The 17561-nt window shown below is 66.4% G+C and carries 18 protein-coding genes; 12 read left to right on the top strand and 6 right to left on the bottom strand.

The window, feature by feature from the left end:
* Positions 1-38: 38 nt before the first annotated feature.
* Positions 39-554, bottom strand: a complete 516-nt coding sequence (locus AACH32_RS18170; protein ID WP_338602686.1) for a metal-dependent transcriptional regulator — start codon at positions 552-554, stop codon at positions 39-41.
* A gap of 243 nt (positions 555-797) precedes the next feature.
* Here AACH32_RS18170 and AACH32_RS18165 point away from each other — a divergent pair, with 243 nt between their 5' ends.
* Positions 798-1874, top strand: a complete 1077-nt coding sequence (locus AACH32_RS18165; protein ID WP_338602683.1) for an LbtU family siderophore porin — start codon at positions 798-800, stop codon at positions 1872-1874.
* Positions 1875-1884: 10 nt separating this feature from the next.
* Here the strand turns inward: AACH32_RS18165 and AACH32_RS18160 are convergent, their stop codons facing one another.
* Positions 1885-2457: a Tll0287-like domain-containing protein gene (locus AACH32_RS18160; protein WP_338602680.1), complete on the bottom strand. Its 573-nt coding sequence runs from the start codon at positions 2455-2457 to the stop codon at positions 1885-1887.
* A 199-nt stretch (positions 2458-2656) separates the two neighbouring features.
* Here AACH32_RS18160 and AACH32_RS18155 point away from each other — a divergent pair, with 199 nt between their 5' ends.
* The 7 genes from AACH32_RS18155 to AACH32_RS18125 all read left to right on the top strand — a co-directional run bounded on the left by AACH32_RS18155 (position 2657) and on the right by AACH32_RS18125 (position 10692).
* The gene (locus AACH32_RS18155) at positions 2657-3562 is read left to right on the top strand and encodes a nitroreductase family protein (protein WP_338602677.1); all 906 of its coding nucleotides are present in this window, start codon (positions 2657-2659) and stop codon (positions 3560-3562) included.
* A gap of 360 nt (positions 3563-3922) precedes the next feature.
* A complete protein-coding gene (locus AACH32_RS18150; protein ID WP_338602674.1) occupies positions 3923-4582 on the top strand; it encodes a TetR/AcrR family transcriptional regulator in 660 nt (219 codons plus the stop codon).
* A gap of 2 nt (positions 4583-4584) precedes the next feature.
* Positions 4585-6330, top strand: coding sequence for a thiamine pyrophosphate-binding protein (locus tag AACH32_RS18145; RefSeq protein ID WP_338602671.1), 1746 nt, complete (start codon positions 4585-4587; stop codon positions 6328-6330).
* 1 nt (position 6331) lies between these two features.
* A complete protein-coding gene (locus tag AACH32_RS18140) occupies positions 6332-7249 on the top strand; it encodes a bile acid:sodium symporter family protein (RefSeq protein WP_338602668.1) in 918 nt (305 codons plus the stop codon).
* Positions 7246-8232, top strand: coding sequence for an SDR family oxidoreductase (locus tag AACH32_RS18135; protein WP_338602665.1), 987 nt, complete (start codon positions 7246-7248; stop codon positions 8230-8232). The genes AACH32_RS18140 and AACH32_RS18135 overlap by 4 nt, the downstream gene beginning before the upstream one ends.
* A complete protein-coding gene (locus AACH32_RS18130; protein ID WP_338602663.1) occupies positions 8219-9025 on the top strand; it encodes an SDR family oxidoreductase in 807 nt (268 codons plus the stop codon). Before AACH32_RS18135 ends, AACH32_RS18130 begins: the two co-directional genes overlap by 14 nt.
* A 533-nt stretch (positions 9026-9558) precedes the next feature.
* Complete coding sequence (locus AACH32_RS18125; RefSeq protein WP_338602660.1) at positions 9559-10692, top strand: 4Fe-4S dicluster domain-containing protein; 1134 nt, start codon at positions 9559-9561, stop codon at positions 10690-10692.
* Positions 10693-11387: 695 nt separating this feature from the next.
* Here AACH32_RS18125 and speE read toward each other — a convergent pair.
* Both speE and speD read right to left on the bottom strand, forming a co-directional pair.
* A complete protein-coding gene (speE, locus tag AACH32_RS18120; protein WP_338602657.1) occupies positions 11388-12323 on the bottom strand; it encodes a polyamine aminopropyltransferase in 936 nt (311 codons plus the stop codon).
* 61 nt (positions 12324-12384) lie between these two features.
* Positions 12385-12798, bottom strand: coding sequence for an adenosylmethionine decarboxylase (gene speD / locus AACH32_RS18115; RefSeq protein WP_338602652.1), 414 nt, complete (start codon positions 12796-12798; stop codon positions 12385-12387).
* A 410-nt stretch (positions 12799-13208) separates the two neighbouring features.
* On the opposite strand from speD, the gene AACH32_RS18110 reads away from it, so the two are divergent.
* Genes AACH32_RS18110 through AACH32_RS18095 form a run of 4 tightly spaced genes read left to right on the top strand, consistent with a single transcriptional unit; the run spans position 13209 to position 15974 of the window.
* The gene (locus AACH32_RS18110) at positions 13209-13568 is read left to right on the top strand and encodes an integration host factor subunit alpha (RefSeq protein WP_338602649.1); all 360 of its coding nucleotides are present in this window, start codon (positions 13209-13211) and stop codon (positions 13566-13568) included.
* Between the two features lie 12 nt (positions 13569-13580).
* Positions 13581-14294 carry a metallophosphoesterase family protein gene (locus AACH32_RS18105; RefSeq protein ID WP_338602646.1) on the top strand — a complete coding sequence of 238 codons (714 nt, stop codon included), beginning with the start codon at positions 13581-13583 and terminating at the stop codon, positions 14292-14294.
* Between the two features lie 22 nt (positions 14295-14316).
* Positions 14317-15189: an ATP-grasp domain-containing protein gene (locus tag AACH32_RS18100; protein WP_338602643.1), complete on the top strand. Its 873-nt coding sequence runs from the start codon at positions 14317-14319 to the stop codon at positions 15187-15189.
* Entirely contained in the window at positions 15186-15974 is a 789-nt protein-coding gene (locus tag AACH32_RS18095; protein WP_338602640.1) for a hypothetical protein, read from the top strand. The genes AACH32_RS18100 and AACH32_RS18095 overlap by 4 nt, the downstream gene beginning before the upstream one ends.
* Here the strand turns inward: AACH32_RS18095 and AACH32_RS18090 are convergent.
* Positions 15971-16744, bottom strand: a complete 774-nt coding sequence (locus AACH32_RS18090) for a hypothetical protein (RefSeq protein WP_338602637.1) — start codon at positions 16742-16744, stop codon at positions 15971-15973. The two genes, AACH32_RS18095 and AACH32_RS18090, sit on opposite strands and share 4 nt — an antisense overlap.
* Positions 16745-16769: 25 nt before the next feature.
* Positions 16770-17543, bottom strand: a complete 774-nt coding sequence (locus tag AACH32_RS18085) for a hypothetical protein (RefSeq protein WP_338602634.1) — start codon at positions 17541-17543, stop codon at positions 16770-16772.
* Positions 17544-17561: the final 18 nt, after the last annotated feature.

Below are 17561 nucleotides of genomic sequence, written 5' to 3'. Positions count from 1 at the left end.
GTTATTTAACACCACTCAGCCCTCATGATATGCGCGGGCTAGGAGTCCAGCTTGGAGGCGCGCTCCAGGCAGCTTTCCATGCACGAGCGGCAGCGCTCCGGGCTCTTGCGATCCCGGCAGTAGTTGTCAAAGGATTCCAGCCATTCGGGACCGGTGCGGGGGCATTCCTCCAAAAAGGCCAAAAAGTCCACCAGGCGATTGATGGCCTCGGTGTCCATGGCGTGTTCCACCCGGCAGGCGTTGGCGTCGGAGACCTCGGGGGCCAATTTCAAAAAATCGCGGAAAAAGCCTTTGAGAACGCGGTGCCGCCGGTCAATCTCGCTGGCGATGCCCTGACCCTGCTTGGTCAGGGTCACGTAGGAGTAGGGCTCGTAGTTGATCATGCCCTTGTCGCCCAGGGTCTTGAGGGCGCCGGTCACCGAGGCCCGGGACACGCCCAGGCGTTCGGCGATGTCCTTGGCCCTGGCCACCCGGCTTTCTTTTTCCAGGTGGTAGATGGTTTCCAGATAATCTTCCAGGTTGGAAGATAGCTCATCTCCAGGGGCGCTGGCCATGATTTGGACTCCCGTAATTTGTTGAGATATAAATATTATCTTCCAGAGATGCCGGGACGGCAACCAAATTTTACCGTGTGTGAAATTTTTTCAGGTGGGTAAAAATATTTTGGCGCCTGGCCGGTGCTGGTAATATGCGTGATTGTGGAAAATAAGAGATCATATTTAAAAACTTCAGCCTCGCTGGCCTTGCTTTGGCTCCTGCTCGCCTGCCTTCCCGCGGGGGCCTGGGCCGAGCAACCCGTGATATCCCCCTCCGTCAACGACCAGGAGGAATGGGGCGACATCGATCTGCCCCCCACGAGCGGGTCTCTCAAGATCTCGCGCACCCCGGAGGGCATACCCCCGCTCACCCAGGAGGAGCCGGTGCTCAAGGGGGTAACCTGGAAGGTCTGGGGCCAGGCCCAGCTGGAGGCCTCCTGGCAAAAGAACAAGGACTCCCAGGGCGACACCTCCCGCGACACGCGCGCCTACCTGTCCACCGCCGAGATTTTCGGGGAACTGCGGCCGGTCTCCTTTGTCCGCCTATACACCCACCTGCTCTACGAGGACGGGGTGAGCGGCATCAAGCTGGACGAGGCCTTCGCGGTGCTGGGCCGCACCAAAGATTTTTCCGGCTACTTCATGGGCGGCAAGGTCTACCCTGCGGTGGGCGCCTTTGAGAGCTATATGGTCAGCGACGCCATCACCAAGGAGGTTTTCCAAACCCAGGCCAACGCCGGGGTGGCGGGTTGGGACAGCCAGTGGTGGCAGGCCAGCCTGGCCGGTTACGACCCTTCGGTGAGCGCCAACGGCGACGACGGCGGCCTGGTCTCCACCTACACCCTGCGCCTGCAAATGACCCCGCCGGCCAAGGGCCTGGGCGGGCTCCAGCTGTCGCTGGGCGGCTCCTACACCAACAACATCGCGGCCTCCAGCTTTCTGGAGGAGCAGGTGCCGGAGCAGCGCCTGGATTCCATGGTGGGGGGCTTTTCGCTCAGCGGCTCGGCGGCCTACGGCCCGCTGACCCTTTTGGCCGAGTACATCCGCTCGGGCAGCTTCGGGCCCGGAGAGCTGGCCTTCGCCCCGCCCGGGGCCTCGCCCCAACCCTGGGCCTACAACCTGGAGCTGTCCTGGGCCTTGGCCGAGACCTGGCGTCTCACCGGGCGCTGGGAGGGCAGCGGCGATCTGTACTCCGAGTACCCCGAGCGCCAAGCCGGGGTGTGCCTGGCCTGGGAGCCTTGGATCCATCTGGCCCTGGCCCTGGAATACCAGCACGGCGAATACCCCGACGGGACCCTCCAGGACCTGGTCACCAGCCAGTTGAGCCTGATGTTCTAGGCCGGGCGGCTCAGTCCAAAGCCTTTTGCAGGGTAAAGGCCCCCCGCAACTGGCCGGGGCGGTAGCCGGTGGCCTGGTCGGCGGGATAGAGCCGCTGGAGCTGCTCGCGCACCGCCGGGGAAGGGGAGCCGTGGCACACCAGGCACATGCCGCCCACGCCGATGCCCTTCATCAGGCGAAAGACCCGCTTGCCCTGGGCGTTGGTCACCACTTCGCTGAACACCAGCTCGGAGGGCGGCGCGCCGGCCCGGGCCCGGGCCGCGAAGTCCGCCAGCACCCGGGCCTCCCAGGCGTCCGGGGCGTTGGCCGGGTTGCGCAGGCGTTCACTGGTGCGCCCCACCCGCCAGCCGCCGGCCGCGCCCACCCGATCGGCGATGGCCGGGGCCTGGACCTGGCACACCTGGATGGCCTCCACCGGGCCGCCTTTTTTCATCCCCGTTTTGAGCTCGCCCTTGAGTTGGGAGAAAAAACTTTGGATTACGGCCAGGCCCTGGGCCTGGAGCTGGGCGGCGTCCGGCTGGGCGGCCCAGCCGGACGCGGCCAAGAGCAGTAACAATAGCGGAGCTGCGGCAAAGCGATACACGGCGGCTTCTCCAGGTGACGGGGGAGCATAAGGGGATACTCCTTAATTTATATGATGATTTCAGTTTCGCTCCAAGCCGATTTTGCCGTCCCCTAGCCTCAAAATTTGTGCTATGGCCATACTGACCAAGACGATAGTTGCCACCCCAGAGCCCCGGCCCAGGCCGGCCCAAGCGGAAGCCCCGCGGAGAGAGAGTGCCATGCCCCAGGCGGTTACCACGGTAATAGACCCCGAGCGCTGCAACGGCTGCGGCCGCTGCATCAGAGTGTGCCCCTCCCAGACCCTGAGCCTGGTGGGAGGCAAGGCGGTGGTCACCGGCGACAGCTCCCTGAACTGCGGGCATTGCCAGGCGGTGTGCCCCGAAGGGGCGGTGCGGGTGGGCAGCCTGGACCCGGAGCAGACCAGCTTCGCCACCTTCGAGCTGGACGAGACCTGGCTGCCCCACGGCGGCTACGATCTGCCCGGCCTGGTCCGGCTGATGGCCTCGCGCCGCTCCTGCCGCAACTTTCGCCGGGAGCCGGTGCCTCGGGAAATGCTGGCCGACCTGGTGAAGATCGGTCTCAGCGCACCCTCGGGCACCAACAGCCAGCGCTGGAGCTTCACCGTGCTGCCCAGCCGGGAAAAGGTGCTGGAACTGGCCCAGGGGGTGGGCCGGGTCATGGCCGAGTTCAACCGCATGTCCGAGAAAGCCTGGCTGCGCAAGCTGATGCGCCTAGTGGGCAAGCCCCAGCTGGACGAGTATTTTCACGAGTACCACGATTCGGTGAGCCGGGGCCTGGCCGAGTGGGAGGAAAAGGGCATCGACCGCCTGATGCACGGGGCCGCCGCGGCCATCATGATCGGCTCCCGGCCCGGGGCCTCCACCCCCAAGGAGGACGCCCTGCTGGCCGCCGGGCACATGCTCCTGGCCGCCCACGCCATGGGCCTGGGCACCTGCCTCATCGGCTTCGCCGTGGCCGTCATGGACCAGAAGCCCGAGGTGGGCCGCGCCTTCGGGGTGGGGCCGGACGAGAAAATCCACGCGGTGATCTCCCTGGGTTGGCCCAAGGAAGAGTATGTGCGTCTTACCGGGAGGCGGGCGCCGGCCCTGCGCTGGTGCGATTGAGGCGGCGGCCCGGCTGCGCCAGCTGCCCGTGGGCTTTGTTGCCGGCATCGCTTAAGCCTCAGCGTGACTATGCCACGCTTGCGGCTTGCGCTCGCCGGACGCCTCGTCCGCGAACCCCTGGCTGTGCCGCGAAAGAGGGGAGGGCGGGGATGAGCCCCGCCCCTACAACGCCTCTCTGGCAATAGCGTAAGCTGGGTAGAGCGCGGCGAAACCCAACAATTCCCTTTGCCGCCCCGCCATTCCGAATATCGACGGAGCATTTCTCTCCCACCTCAATATCCCCAAATACCCACTTGACATCGGGCGATAAGGTTGGCTAGCATAATGACTGGGCGGTCAGTCATAAAAAGGGAGGCGGACGTGCCCAAGGACACCCTGGATAAAATCAGGCCCGCCAAGCGGGAGAAGCTGCTGAGCGAGGCGGCCAAGCTTTTCGCCCAGCGGGGCTACAACCAGGCGGACATGGCCGAGTTGGCCACCCGGGCCGGCGTGGCCAAGGGCTCGCTGTACAACTACTTCGAGTCCAAGCAGGAGCTCTACCTCTACGTATGCCGCGACGGCCTGGAGCGCTCGCGCCAGGCGGTGTATGGCGGCCTGGACCCCGGCTGGGACGTGTACCGCCAACTGGAGCACGTCTTCACCCAGGGCGCGGCCTTTGCCCGCAAGCATCCCGAGTACCTCATCCTCTACCTCAACGTCTCCTCGGCCGGGCTGGAGCCCTTTGCCGAAAAGCTGTCCCTGGAGGTGGAGAAGTACACCGCCGACCATCTGAAGGCGGTGCTGACGCGGGACATAAAACGCGGCCTGGTGCGTTCCGACCTCAACGTCAACCATGCCGCCTTTTGGATCAACAGCCTTTACATCGTGTTCCTGGCCTCCTTGGTCTCGCGCCACTTCCAGATTCGCATGCGCGAATACCTGGAGATAAAGGGCCGCCTGAGCAAGAAGGTGGTGGACGAGGAAATCAGGCGCACCGTGGAACTAATCGAGCGGGTGTTGGCCCCGCTTAAAAGGAGATAGCAATGGCAGGCACCAACGGGGGGGCGATCATCGCCCAGATGCTGGCGGCCGAGGGCGTGGACAAGATCTTCGGCATCGTGGACGGCACTTATTTGCAGTTGATCAAGGCCTGCGTGGAAGGGGGCATGGAGCTGATCACCCCGCGCCACGAGTCGGTGGCCGCCCAGATGGCCGGGGCCTACGCTCGCCTCACCGGCAAGCTGGGGGTGTGCATCGCCTCCAACGGGCCGGGGGTGGCCAACATGCTATCGGGCGTGGCGGTGGAGCAGGTGGAAGGCAACCGGGTGCTGCTCATCACCAGCAGCCGGAGGGGAGCCATCACCTACCCCGACCGGGGCGGGGCCTACCAGTGCTTCGACCAGGTGGGGGTCATCGGGGCCATGGCCAAGTATTCGGCCTGCGCCGACCAGGCCGGGCGCGTCCCCGAGCTCTTGCGCGCCGCCTTGCGCGCCGCCTGGGACGGCCGCCCCGGCGTGGTGCACCTGGACGTGCCCGAGAACGTGATCAACGGCGAGTGCAAGCCCCTGGGCCTGCCCGCCCCGGAGCGCTACCGGCGCAGCGCGCCCTTGGCCCCGGACCCGGAGCAGGTGAAGCAGGCGGCCGAGATGCTGGCCGGCGCGGCTCTGCCCATGATCCAGGCGGGCAGCGGCGTCATCCACGCCCAGGCCTACGCCGAGCTGGCCGAGCTGGCCGAGCTGCTTGAGGCCCCGGTGACCACCTCCTGGGGGGCGAGGGGAGTGCTCAGCGAGGACTCGCCCCTGGCCTGGCCCATGGTGCACATCAAGGCGGTGAACGCGCTGCGCAACGAGGCCGACGTGGCCTTGGTTTTGGGCTCGGAGCTGGGCGAGACCGACTGGTGGGGCAAGCCGCCCTATTGGGCCGCCTGGGACCAGCAGAAGATGATCCAGGTGGACATCGACCCACAGGTGCTGGGGCGCATCCGCCCGGCCGACATTCTGGCCCTGGCCGACGTCAAGGAGTTCATGCAGGCCCTCATCGCCGAGCTGCGCGAGCGCACCATGCCCCTGGAGGAGCGCAAGGCCAAGCTGGAAAAGCTGGCCCAGGAAAAGGTCAAGGATCGGGCCAAGCTGGACGAGAAGCTCTCCGACGTGGGCTCGCCCCTGATGACCGCCCAGGTGGGCGCGGTGTGCAACCGGGTCTTGGAGCCCGACGCGGTGTACGTCTTCGACGGGGGCAACACGGCGGTGTGGGGCAACTTCTACGTGAAACTCGCCACCCCCGGCTGCCAGCTGGGCACCCACCACATGGGCCATCTGGGGGCGGGCACCGGCCAGGCCCTGGGCGCGGCGGCGGCCCGGCCCGGAGCCCAGGTGGTGTGCATCACCGGCGACGGGGCCATGGGCTTCCATCCCCAGGAGCTGGAGACGGCGGTGCGCCACGGGCTCAAGGTGATCTTCATCGTGTGCGCCGACCAGCAGTGGGGCATGGTCAAGATAAACCAGAGCTTCGCCTTGCACCCGGTGCAGACCATGCTCAAGAAATCGTTGGAGCCGGGCAAGACCTTCGGCACCGAGCTGGGGCCCATCGCCTGGGAGGAGTTGGCCTTTTCCCTGGGGGCCTTCGGGGCCAAGGCCGACAACCCCGAGGACCTGGAAAAGGCGCTGCGGGCGGCGGTGGAGCAGCCGCTGCCGGCGGTGATCCACGCGGTGGTGGACCCGGTGAAGCACATGTGGGCCCCCGGCCTGATCCACTTCAAGGCCATGCACCAAGAACCCAAGGGGAGGTGATATGGACGCGGCGGCGGTTGACGCGGTTCGGCTGAACTTCGACCCATCGGGGCTGTTGGCGCTCAACGCGGTAATCGGCCTGATGATGTTCGGCATCGCCCTGGACCTGAAGCTGGGCGACTTCACCCGCATAATCAAATCTCCCAAGGCGCCGGCCATCGGCCTGGGGGCCCAGTTCATCCTGCTGCCCGCTTTCACCTTTTTGCTTACCCTGGTGCTTCCCATATCGCCCTCCATCGCCTTGGGCATGATCCTGGTGGCCTCCTGTCCCGGCGGCAACCTGAGCAACATGATGACCTACCTGGCCGGGGGCAACGCGGCGGTGAGCGTGTCCATGACCGCGGTGTCCACCGGCGCGGCGGTGGTGATGACCCCGCTGAACCTGGCGGTGTGGGGAAGCCTGAACCCGGCCACCGCGTCCATTTTGCGCGAGGTGAGCCTGAGCCCGGTGGACGTGTTTTTCACCATCGTGATGATCATGGGCATTCCCATGGTCGCGGGCATGCTGGTGGGGCGCTGGTTTCCCGGCCTGGTGGATCGGGTGCGGGGGCCATTCAAGATCTTCGCGGTGTGCGTGTTCCTGGCCGTGGTGGGCGGGGCCCTGGCCGCCAACTGGCAGAACTTCATGCGTTACGTGGGCCTGGTGGCCGTGGTGGTGGCCCTGCACAACGCCATGGCCCTGAGCCTGGGCTATACCAGCGCCCGCCTGTTCCGGCTGCCCCCCCGCGACGTGCGCGCGGTGGCCATCGAGGTGGGCATCCAGAACTCGGCCCTGGGCCTGATATTGGTGTTCGACTTTTTCGGCGGCCTGGGGGGCATGGCCATCATCACCGCCTGGTGGGGGGTGTGGCACATCATCTCCGGCCTGACCGTGGCTTCGTTCTGGTCGCGGCGGCCGATAAAGGAGGCGACCCCATGAGCTTTGAACCGGCCCGTCCCACTTCAGTGCTCATCACCGGCGCGGGCGGCTATCTGGGCCGTCAGGTGGTGGCCGACCTGGCCGCCGACCCCGGCAGCCTGGAGCGCATCGTGGCCATGGACATCCGGCCCGAGCCCGAGGAAACCCGCCTGCCCGGCGTGACCTATGTGGTGGCCGACGTGCGCGACCGGGGCCTGGCCCGTCTCATTGCCGAGCAAAAGCCCCAGGTGGTGGTGCACCTGGCCGCCCTGGTGACTCCCGGCAAAAAAAGCGACCGCCGCCTGGAGTACGAGGTGGACGTGATGGGCACCGAGCACGTGTTGGAGGGCTGCGTTGAGGCCGGGGCGTCCAAGCTCATCTACTCCAGCAGCGGGGCGGCCTACGGCTACCACGCCGACAACCCGGCCTGGCTGAGCGAGGACGACGCCCTCAGGGGCAATCCCGAGTTCGCCTACTCGGACCACAAACGCCAGGTGGAGGAGATGCTGGCCCGTTGGCGGCACGACTATCCAGAGCTGGAGCAGCTCATCCTGCGCTCGGGCACCATCCTGGGGGCGGGCACCGCCAATCAGATCACCGCCCTGTTCGACAAGCCCTTTTTGCTGGGGGTGGCGGGCAGCGAAAGCCCCTTCGTGGTGATCTGGGACCGCGACGTGGTGGGGGTGATCCGGCGCGGGGTGTTCAGCACGGTCACGGGCATCTACAACCTGGCCGGGGACGGGGCCATCGCCATGCGCGAGATGGCCCGCATATTGAAAAAGCCCTATTTGCCCCTACCCGCCGGGCTGCTGAGGGGAGCCTTGTGGCTCTTGAAGCGCCTGGGCCTGACCCAATACGGCCCGGAACAGGTGGGCTTTTTGCAATATCGCCCGGTGTTGGACAACAAGCGGCTGAAAGAGGTGTTCGGCTACCAGCCGGCCAAGAGCAGCCGGGAGGCCTTCGAGTATTACCTGGCCTGGCGGGACGGCCGTGGCCCGGCGTAGCTACCAGGGCAAGACGGTGGTGATCACCGGCGGGGCCGGGGGCCTGGGTGCGGCCTTTGCCCGGCGCTTCGCCGCCTTGGGGGCCAAGGTGGCCCTGCTGGATCTGGACGGCGCGGCGGCGGCGCGGGCGGCCGGGGAGCTGGGCGGGGCCGAGTGCCTGGGCCTGGCCTGCGACGTGACCGACGCGGCGGCCTGCCGCGCGGCCCTGGCCCAGGTCGTCGAGCGCCTGGGGGGCGTGGACCTGCTGATCAACAACGCGGGCATCACCCACCGCAGCGCCTTCAAGGACACCAGCCCGGAGGTGTTCGCCAAGGTGATGGCCGTGAACTACCTGGGCAGCCTCCACTGCACCCAAGCGGCCCTGCCCAGTCTTTTGCAGCGCCGGGGGCAGATCGCGGTGATCTCCTCGGTGGCCGGGGTGGCCCCCCTCTACGGCCGCAGCGGCTACTCGGCGGCCAAGCACGCCCTGCACGGGCTGTTCGAGACTCTACGGTCCGAGCTGGCCGGCACCGGGGTGACGGTGAGCATCGTGTGCCCGGGTTTCACCAACACCGGCATCGCCCACGCCGCCCTGGACGGCGACGGCAGCCTGACCAGCCACCAGCAGTCCACGGTGGGCAAGATCGCCACGCCCCAGGAGGTGGCCGAGGCCCTGCACCGGGCGGTGGCCCAGGAAAAGCGCCTGGTGGTGCTGTCGGCCATCGGCAAGCTGACCTACCTGATCAACAAGCTCAGCCCGGCCCTGTATGAGCGCATGATGCTGCGGTCGCTCAGAAGCGAGTTACAGCGGTAGGGGCGGGCGGCTTCGCCAGACGCCCGATAGCCGGGTTGCCGGCATCCCCAATCCAGCAATAGCGGTCATCGCGAGGAGCATCTCGCTGGTGATGCGACGCGGCGATCTTCGCTTTTCCCCGAGCGGGATGGTTTGGAACGGGAGGAAGGCTTGGCCCTGTCTGGCCAGCGGCGGCCTGACGAGGGAAATCGAAAATGGCCGCGTCGCGGCGGGAGCAGCGCCCTTTTCTTACCTGCCTTTGACTCCGCCGCTCCTCGCCATGACGGCTATTGGCTGGAGCTTGACGGAACGCGGCGTTGAGCACGGTGTGTGAGCATCTGCTGCGGGCAGAGATTGCTTCGTCACGGCATGTCGCCGCTCTTCGAAACGATAAGGGAGTTGTTGGGCTTCGGGCTGCGCCCTCAACCCAACCTACGCTATCTCCAGATATCGTTTCGCTATCGGCCCGCTAACCTAACGCCACGGGACACCTGGGAAATGAACGGGCCTCATGCTAGAGTGGGGACTCCGCACGATCTTGCCCGGAGGAAACCATGGCCCGTGACGTCTACCAAAAGCTGGCCAAGCACCTGGACGGCCTGCCCGGCGGCTATCCGCCCACCGAAGACGGGGTGGAGCTGAAGATTCTCCAGAAGCTCTTCACTCCCGAGCAGGCGGAGTTGGCCCTGCACTGCACCCTGATTCCCGAGGAGGCTCGGGTCATCGCCCGCCGGGCCGGGCTTGGCTTGGAGGCGGCCAAGGAGCGCCTGGAGGAGATGGTGGACCAGGGGCTGATCCTGGGGATCTACCCTCCCGGCCGCGAGGCGCTCTACATGGCCGCCCAGTACGTCATCGGCATCTGGGAGTACCACGTCAACGACCTGGACCCCGAGCTTATCGCGCTGATGAATGCCTACATCCCCACCCTGTTCGAGGCGGGCATCTGGCAGAAGGCTCCCCAACTGCGCACCATCCCCGTGGGCAAGAGCATCGAGGCCAAGCAGCACATCATGCCCTACGAGGAGGCGGAGAACCTCATCCGCAGCCAGAGCAAGATCCTGGTGGCCCCCTGCATCTGCCGCCGGGAGCACGCCATGGTGGGCCAGGGATGCGACAAGCCCGAGGAGACCTGCCTGGTGTTCGGGGCGGGCGCTTATTATTACCAGCGCCGCGGGGTGGGCCGGGAGATCGACCAGGAAGAGGCCTTGGCCATATTGCAAAAGGCCGACGAGGCGGGCCTGGTGCTGCAGCCCTCCAACGCCCAGAAGCCCATCAACCTCTGCTGCTGCTGCGGTTGCTGCTGCCAGGTGCTCAAGACCCTCAAGCGCCAGCCGCGCCCCGCCGAGCTGGCGGCCAGCCCCTTTGTGGCCGCGGCCGATCCCGACGAATGCATCGGCTGCGGGGTGTGTCTGGACCGCTGCCAGATGGAGGCCCTGAGCCTGGACGACGAGGACAAGGTGGTGCTGGACCTGGACCGCTGCATCGGTTGCGGCCTGTGCGTGAGCACCTGCCCCTCCGGGGCGCTGAGCCTTGAGCGCAAGCCCGAGGACGCCCAGAAGCGGGTGCCGGGCAACGTCAAGGAGATGTACCTGGACATGGCCAAGGCCAGGGGCACCATGGGCGGGGGCAAGATGGCCATGATGGGGCTGAAGTCCAAGATGGATAGGCTCTTGGCCTCCAAGAAGTAGGGGGCGGCGGCTGCGCCAGACCCCGCATGGCTGCGTTGTGGGCGTCGCTCGGTCCTCGGCGTAGGTTGACTACGCCTGCGTTCCTCGTTCGCCCGTCGCCTTGCCCTGCGGCCCCTGGCTGTGCCGCCCGCTGGCGTTTGGGCCTCGGCGTATGGGTAATACGCCTGCGGCCCGCGCCGGCCGGACGCCTCGCCCACGAACCCCTGGCTGTGCCGGGTAATTCTGGGCGTTAGCGTAGGTTGGGTAGAGGGCGAAGCCCGAAACCCAACAGTACCTTTCTGGCAACCCGGTAAATAGACGTCATCGCGAGGAGCATCTCCGGGGAGATGCGACGCGGCGATCTTCGCCTTCCCCCGGGCGGGATCGTTTCGTGGCTCGGTGGACGGGTTGGCCTTTTCTCACGCACCCAGAAATGACGAGAGAAACGGAAGATGGCCGCGTCGCGGCGGGAAGGCCGCTTTTTCCAGGCCGACCTCTGGCGCCGCCGCTCCTCGCAATGACCACTATTGCCAGAAAGCCTGATGGCGAGGCGGACGGGCTTTGCTCGGACGGGGCCAGCGGGGCGAAAGCACCTGCTACGGGCAGAGATTGCTTCGTCGCTGTGCTTTTCGCAACGACAAGGGGAGTGTTGGGCTTCGGGCTGCGCCCTCAACCCAACCTACGCTATTGTTGGGAAGTCTGGTGGCGGCGGGGGGCTAGAGGTCGGCCAGGCCGGCCAGGCCGCCCCGGCCCGTGGCGAAGATGTTCTCCTGCATCTGGGCGATGCGCGGGGGCAAGAGCTCCAGGGCCGGGCGGGGCAGGGCGAAGGCGGCCCGGTGGGCGGCCTCGGTGTAGTAGCGCAGGGGAATGAGCTCATGTACCCGCATGGGGTCGGGCGGGCTGAGGGGATAGGCGCTGGTGGTCATCAGGGCGAAGCCGATGAGGCCGCTGTTGTAGGTGGGCACCTGGGCGGTGTAGTAGCAAGCGTAGGGGAAGATGCCCTCCAGCACCGCGAAGGTGTCGCGGATAAGGTCTTGATATAGATAGTAGGACTCGGCCAGGGCCGCGCCCACCCCGCCGGGGGCCAGGGCCTTTTTGACGCTCTGGTAAAAGGCCTGGCCGAACAGGCCCTCGGCCGGGCCGTCGGGGTCGGAGCTGTCGATGAGGATGGCGTCGTAGGGCTGGGCCGCCTCCCGCACGAAGGCCACCCCGTCGCCGATGGTCAGGTTCAGGCGCGGGTCGCTGAAGCCCGTGGCCAGGCCGGGGAAGTAGCGCTTGGCCGCCTCCACCACCCCGCCGTCGATCTCGCACATGTCCACACGCTGCACCGTGGGGTGCTTGAGCACCTCGCGCAGGGTGCCACCGTCGCCCCCGCCGATGATCAACACCCGGCTGGGGGCGGGGTGGGTGAGTAGGGGCACGTGAACCAGCATCTCGTGATAGCCCGCCTCGTCCATCTCGGTGGTTTGGATGATGCCGTCCAGCAGGAGCACCCGGCCCAGGGGTCCGCATTGCAGGATATGCAGGTCCTGGTACTGGGTGCGCTCGTGAAAAAGCACCCGGTCCACCTTGAGGGCCAGGCCCAGGGAGCCCTGCAGGTCGGCGGGCTCCAAATACAAGGCGTCGTCTTGAGGTTGCGAATACTTGGGCATGGCGGCTCCCGGCAAGCAAAATCCGGGCGGGGCGCCCCGCCCGGAGATCGTGGCGATGGGGCTAGTTTTCCACCGGCAGGGGCAGGGCCTGGGCGTCGGGCTTGTGTTTGATCATCTCGGGCGGCAGATCCAGCATGCCCCGGCTGAACATCATCTTTTGTATCGACTGGGCCCGGAAGCCGTCGCGCAGGGTCTGGGCGGCCACGTCCATGTCGATGACATCGCCGCAGGTGAAAACGTCCACGGCGGCGTAACCGTATTCCGGCCAGGTGTGGATGGTGAAATGGGATTCGCTGATGATGATGACGCCGCTGACCCCTTGGGGCGCGAACTGGTGGAAAAAGGGCTTGATGAGGGTCGCGCCGGATGCCTCAACCGCAGAGGTCATCACCGAGGCGACGTGCTGCGGATCGTCCAACAAGGCGGCCGGGCAGGAATAGAGTTCTAGGATCAGGTGGCTTCCGAGGGCTTTCATAATCGCCTCCCTCCCGGTCCGCAGCAGCAAAGCGCCACGGCCGCCGCCCGGCGGTCAGCGCCGCGACGGAGAGCCTGCCGGTAGTCCAGCAGCAGGATATTAAACGTAAATCAAACCCCGCCCCTACCGGCCTCGGCCTTTTTGGGCCTTTGCCGGAGCAGCGAGGCCGCCCCATGGGGACCTCCTTGGTTTTAGGAGTTCGGACCTCAGTTTGTTTTTCGCCCCGGCCCGGGCCCAAGGCGATGAAGGAATTATCTACACTCCGCTGCCGCGCCAGTCAAGGACAAGCTGGCCCCCGGCCGCCCGCCGCCCCGCGGCACGCCCGGCCCCGGGCGGCCCCCCCTTGACTTTATATGGCATAACGTCCTAAACTTACTAAACTCTGAGTAACTTTTCAGGAGCGGCAGGCAATGACCTTGACCAAAGCGGACATTGTAGCCCAAGTCTATGCACAAGGGCAGTTGACCAAGGCCGAGGCCGCCGACGCGGTGGAACGGGGCCTGGAGTTGATCAAACAGTCCCTGGCCACCGGCGACGAGGTGCTGGTAAGCGGCTTCGGGAAATGGTCGGTGCGCGAAAAGGCCGAAAGGCGCGGGCGCAACCCCCAAACCGGAGACCCCTTGCTCTTGCCCCCCCGCAAGGTGGTGACCTTCCGGCCCTCCCGGGTGCTCAAGGCCAAGGTGCAGGCGCACTACGACGACAAGGGCTCCGGCGGCGCGGGCGGCGATCAGAAACCGGCGGGCAAGGTGTTTCGCCCCGGCTATTTCTAGGCCCCAGGCTTCGTGACGGCCCTGGCGGTCCTGAGCGACCTGCACGCCAACCTCAGCGCCCTGAGGGCGGTGCAAGCCGACCTGGCGCGGCGCAACGTAGAACAAGTCCTGGTGCTGGGCGACTTGGTGGGCTATCTGGCCCGTCCCAACCAGGTGGCCCGGGCCGTGGCCCGCTCCGGCTGGCCCTGCGTGGCCGGCAATTACGACCTGGCGGTGCTGGCCGGGGGGGAGCAGGGGGTTGACGACTTCCTGCGCCGGGGCATCGGCCCGGAGCCCAGGGCGGTGTTCGCCTGGACCGAGCGGCGGGTGCGGGACGACACCCGCGATTTTTTGTCCAAGCTTCCCCATGAGATAGAGCTTCAGACCCCGGCGGGCCGCCTGGTGGCCACCCACGGCAGCCCGGACGCGGTGCGCCAGTACGTCTATCCCGACCATCCCGAGGCCGAGCTGGCCGCCTGGTTGGAGCGGGCAGGGGCGGCCATCCTGTGCCTGGGCCACACCCACCTGCCTTTCGTGCGCCGGGTGGGCGGCGGCCTGGTGGTGAACCCCGGCAGCGTGGGCAAGGCCAAGGACGGCGACCCCCGGGCTTCCTACGCCCTGATCGAGCTGGGCGCGGAGCCCCGGGCCGAGATCGTGCGCCTGGAGTGGGACTTGGATGCCGAGGCCCGGTTGCTGGCCGAGGCCGGTCTGGAGGCGGGGGTGGACCGCCTGTACCAGGGGCGCTAGACTCCCCCCACGGGAGGAAACCATGCCCCGGCCCATCGTAAGCTATCATCCCGGCCTGGAGGCCGATATCAACCTGATGCTGGTGTCGCAGCGTCCCCTGGACGAGCGCGACCGCGAAGCCACCGGCCAGGCGGCGGCCATCCTGTTGCCCCAGATCTGCCGGGCCGACCTGTTCGAGCTGGCCCAAGCCTCCGGCGCGCCCTTTTTCCCCAATCCGGCGGTGCATCTGAGCCACGACGGCAAGGTGGGCAACTACCGCCTGTTCCGTGACTTGGGCCTGCCCCATCCGGCCACGCTGGAGTTCGCCGACCTGGAGAGCGCGGCCGCGGCCTGGGAGGCGGGCCGGGCCGAGGTGGCCGCCCTGGGCGCGCCGCTGGTGGCCAAGGGCGCGGGCGGCGGCATGGGGGAGAACGTGTTTTTGGTCAGCGATCCCGCCGAGCTGCGGGGCCTGGCCGGGCGGCTGGAGACCTGGTGTCACCGGGGGCCCTCGGGCCTGGTGTTGCAGCGCTACCACCCCGGCGCGGTGGATATCAGGGTGGAGCTGTTGCACGACGCGGCCGACGTGTATTGGCGGCGGGCGCGGGAGGAGGAGTTTCGGGCCAACCTGTGCCAGGGCGGCACGCTCGTCAAGGACGGCCCGCCTGAGGAGCGGGCGGCGGCGGTGGGCCTGGCCCGGCGGCTGCAAGCGGCGGCCGGGCTGGACCTGGCCGGGGTGGACGTGCTCATCACCGCCGAGGGCGAGGCGCTGCTTTTGGAGATCAACTTCTTTTTCGGCCGCCGGGCCCTGGGGGGGCACGAGGTGTTTTTGGCCCGCTATCTGAACGCGGTGCGCCGCTGGCTGGCCCACCAGGGGCTGGACCCGGCGCGGGTGCGCCCGGCCCAGGACGACCTGTGAAGCACAGCGGTCTGCTGTTGTGCTCGCCGGGGCGGGGGCTTAGCTGCGTGGCCTGCTGCCCGCCCATCCGCCCGGCGGGCTACGACCACGCCGACCACCTGGGCAGCCTGCGCCGCCTCTTGGCCGACAACACCCGCCGGATGCGCGAAGAGGGGCCGCCCACCAAGCCCATCACCGGCTACTGGTGCCCCGGCCTGGGCTATCTGGACCAACGGGGGCGGGTGGCGGGCTGCCTGTTGCACCCGGCCCACAACCAGGGCCGCGACCTGCGAGGGCCCACCGGGTTCCAGGAAAAGTGCGCCCGGGAGAGCTGCCCCCCGGCCCGGGCCTTCGCCGCCCTGGAGCAACCGGCGCGCGAGGCCCTGCTGGAGCTGTGCGCGGGGCTGGAGAGCCTGGCCTTCGGCAGCCCGCGCCGAAACCCGGTGATGCGCCTGTTGGCCTTCGGCCCGGAGGTGGCCACCACGGCGGCGGGGCTGGGCCCGGGCTCGCGGGAGGAGTTGGCCGCCTGGGGTTGGCTGACGGACGCGCCGCCCGCCTGGGGCTGGCTGTTGGCCCGGCGGCTGGAGGCCTGGGGCGCGGCGGCCCTGGCTTGGCCCGATCTGCACCAACGCCTGGCCGGGGAGGCCGAGGCCCTGGCCCAGCGCCTGGGCCCCAACCCGCCCCACGAGCAGGGCGAGCCCCTGCACGCCCTGTGCGGCGAGTGGGAGGCCAAGGCCTGGCACCGGCTCAGCGGCCGCCGCCGGGCGCGCCCGGCGGAGCTGGCCCGCTGGCGGTCCCTGCTCTAGCGCAAGACCTGATCCAGGATGCCGTCCAGGGCGGGCATCTGAGGCACGGTGCCGGTGGCGGACCACTCGGGGCGGCCCTCGGTGAGCAGGCCCAGGGCCGGGCGGCCGTCGCGCTGGATGTTGAACAGCAGGCCGGTGTCGTCGGGGCGGTAGGCAAAAAGTAGGGGCTTGTCGTTCATGAGGCCGAAACCCGCCTTGGCCTCGTTGCGGCTGTTCCAGAACCCCAGCAAAGCACCCCGGTTAGGCCCCCAAAGCATAGTTATTGCCGGCTTCTTGTCGTCTTGGAGAAGGGATATGCTCGGTTTACCGCGAGCAACCATCATAAACGCTTTGGATATGTTGTTTTCGTCGAACATCCCCAGCATAGGCCCCTTATTTGGCTTGTAGACTATCGTTAGCCGCGCTTTTTCTTTTGCTCCCATAAGTCCCATTGAGCAGCTACCATCGCCATCTGCCTCCATGTACGCGGACATCTCTTCCCTGCTGTTATTCAGGGCGACCAGCGGCCCACCTTTCTCGCAAGCCATGTAGGCCCTAACCGCTCCATTTTTGTCTTTTACGTAAATTACGGGCTGACCAGTAGGGTCAAAGGACATGCCTGCACGGGTTTTTTTATTTTCATCAACCAAAAAAAATCCACGGGCGATTATCTGCTCGTGGATTTTCGCTTCTGCTTTGGGATTGGCGAAAACACGTTCCGAAAAGGTCCCGCCGAACATGCCGGCGATGAAGGAAATAGCGATTATGGCGACGATGTGGATGGCTTTCATGACTTCCCCCCGTATGTCAATTGAGCTAGCGCAAGACCTGATCCAGGATGCCGTCCAGGGTGGGCATTTGGGGCACGGTGCCGGTGGCGGACCACTCGGGGCGGCCCTCGGTGAGCAGGCCCAGGGCCGGGCGGCCGTCACGCTGGATGTTGAACAGTAGACCGGTGTCGTCGGGGCGGTAGGCGAAGAGAATCGGTTTGTCGTCTTTCAAGCCCAGAGCCACCTTGCCTTCGTTGTGGCTGTTCCAGAACCCCAGCAGGGCTCCCCGGTTAGACCCCCAGAGCATAGCCACGGCAGGTTTTTTGTCCCCCTGCGTGAGAAAAACACTCGGTTTGCCGTTGGTAACTGACACGAGTGCCTTTGCTATATTTTCGTCGTCGCTTAGAATTAAAGCCGTACTCTGCTCTGGATCATAAGTCATTGTTATACGTGCTTGTTCTTCTTTACCCATCAGCCCTATCATCGACTTGCCACCGTTTAACGCGCTAAGAAGTACAGATTTTTTCTCGTTTTCGTCGTTAAGCGCCAGCATGGGTCCCCTTTGCTCGCACCCCAAGTAACCACGAACTTTCCCCACGTTATCTTTTACATAGATTACGGGCTGACCAGCAGGGTCAAAGGACATGCCTGCGCGGGGTCTGTCATTTTCATCAACCAAAAAAAATCCACGGGCGATTACCTGCTCTTGGATTTTCGCTTCTGCTTTGGGATTGGCGAAAACACGTTCCGAAAAGGTCCCGCCGAACATCCCGGCGATGAAGGAAATGGCGATTATGGCGACGATGTGATGAGCTTTCATGGCTCCCCCCGTATGTCG

The sequence above is a fragment of the Desulfoferula mesophila genome, from assembly GCF_037076455.1.
GTDB lineage: Bacteria > Desulfobacterota > Desulfarculia > Desulfarculales > Desulfarculaceae > Desulfoferula > Desulfoferula mesophila.
This window is presented reverse-complemented; position numbering and strand designations above follow the sequence as displayed.

Excerpts from the sequence above, each read along its gene's own strand:
- AACH32_RS18140 (WP_338602668.1), top strand. The coding sequence starts at position 6,332 with ATGGACGCGGCGGCGGTTGACGCGGTTCGGCTGAACTTCGACCCATCG.
- AACH32_RS18145 (WP_338602671.1), top strand. The coding sequence starts at position 4,585 with ATGGCAGGCACCAACGGGGGGGCGATCATCGCCCAGATGCTGGCGGCC.
- AACH32_RS18100 (WP_338602643.1), top strand. The coding sequence starts at position 14,317 with ATGCCCCGGCCCATCGTAAGCTATCATCCCGGCCTGGAGGCCGATATC.
- speD (WP_338602652.1), bottom strand. The coding sequence starts at position 12,798 with ATGAAAGCCCTCGGAAGCCACCTGATCCTAGAACTCTATTCCTGCCCG.
- AACH32_RS18110 (WP_338602649.1), top strand. The coding sequence starts at position 13,209 with ATGACCTTGACCAAAGCGGACATTGTAGCCCAAGTCTATGCACAAGGG.
- AACH32_RS18090 (WP_338602637.1), bottom strand. The coding sequence starts at position 16,744 with ATGAAAGCCATCCACATCGTCGCCATAATCGCTATTTCCTTCATCGCC.
- AACH32_RS18085 (WP_338602634.1), bottom strand. The coding sequence starts at position 17,543 with ATGAAAGCTCATCACATCGTCGCCATAATCGCCATTTCCTTCATCGCC.
- AACH32_RS18170 (WP_338602686.1), bottom strand. The coding sequence starts at position 554 with ATGGCCAGCGCCCCTGGAGATGAGCTATCTTCCAACCTGGAAGATTAT.
- speE (WP_338602657.1), bottom strand. The coding sequence starts at position 12,323 with ATGCCCAAGTATTCGCAACCTCAAGACGACGCCTTGTATTTGGAGCCC.
- AACH32_RS18125 (WP_338602660.1), top strand. The coding sequence starts at position 9,559 with ATGGCCCGTGACGTCTACCAAAAGCTGGCCAAGCACCTGGACGGCCTG.
- AACH32_RS18135 (WP_338602665.1), top strand. The coding sequence starts at position 7,246 with ATGAGCTTTGAACCGGCCCGTCCCACTTCAGTGCTCATCACCGGCGCG.
- AACH32_RS18155 (WP_338602677.1), top strand. The coding sequence starts at position 2,657 with ATGCCCCAGGCGGTTACCACGGTAATAGACCCCGAGCGCTGCAACGGC.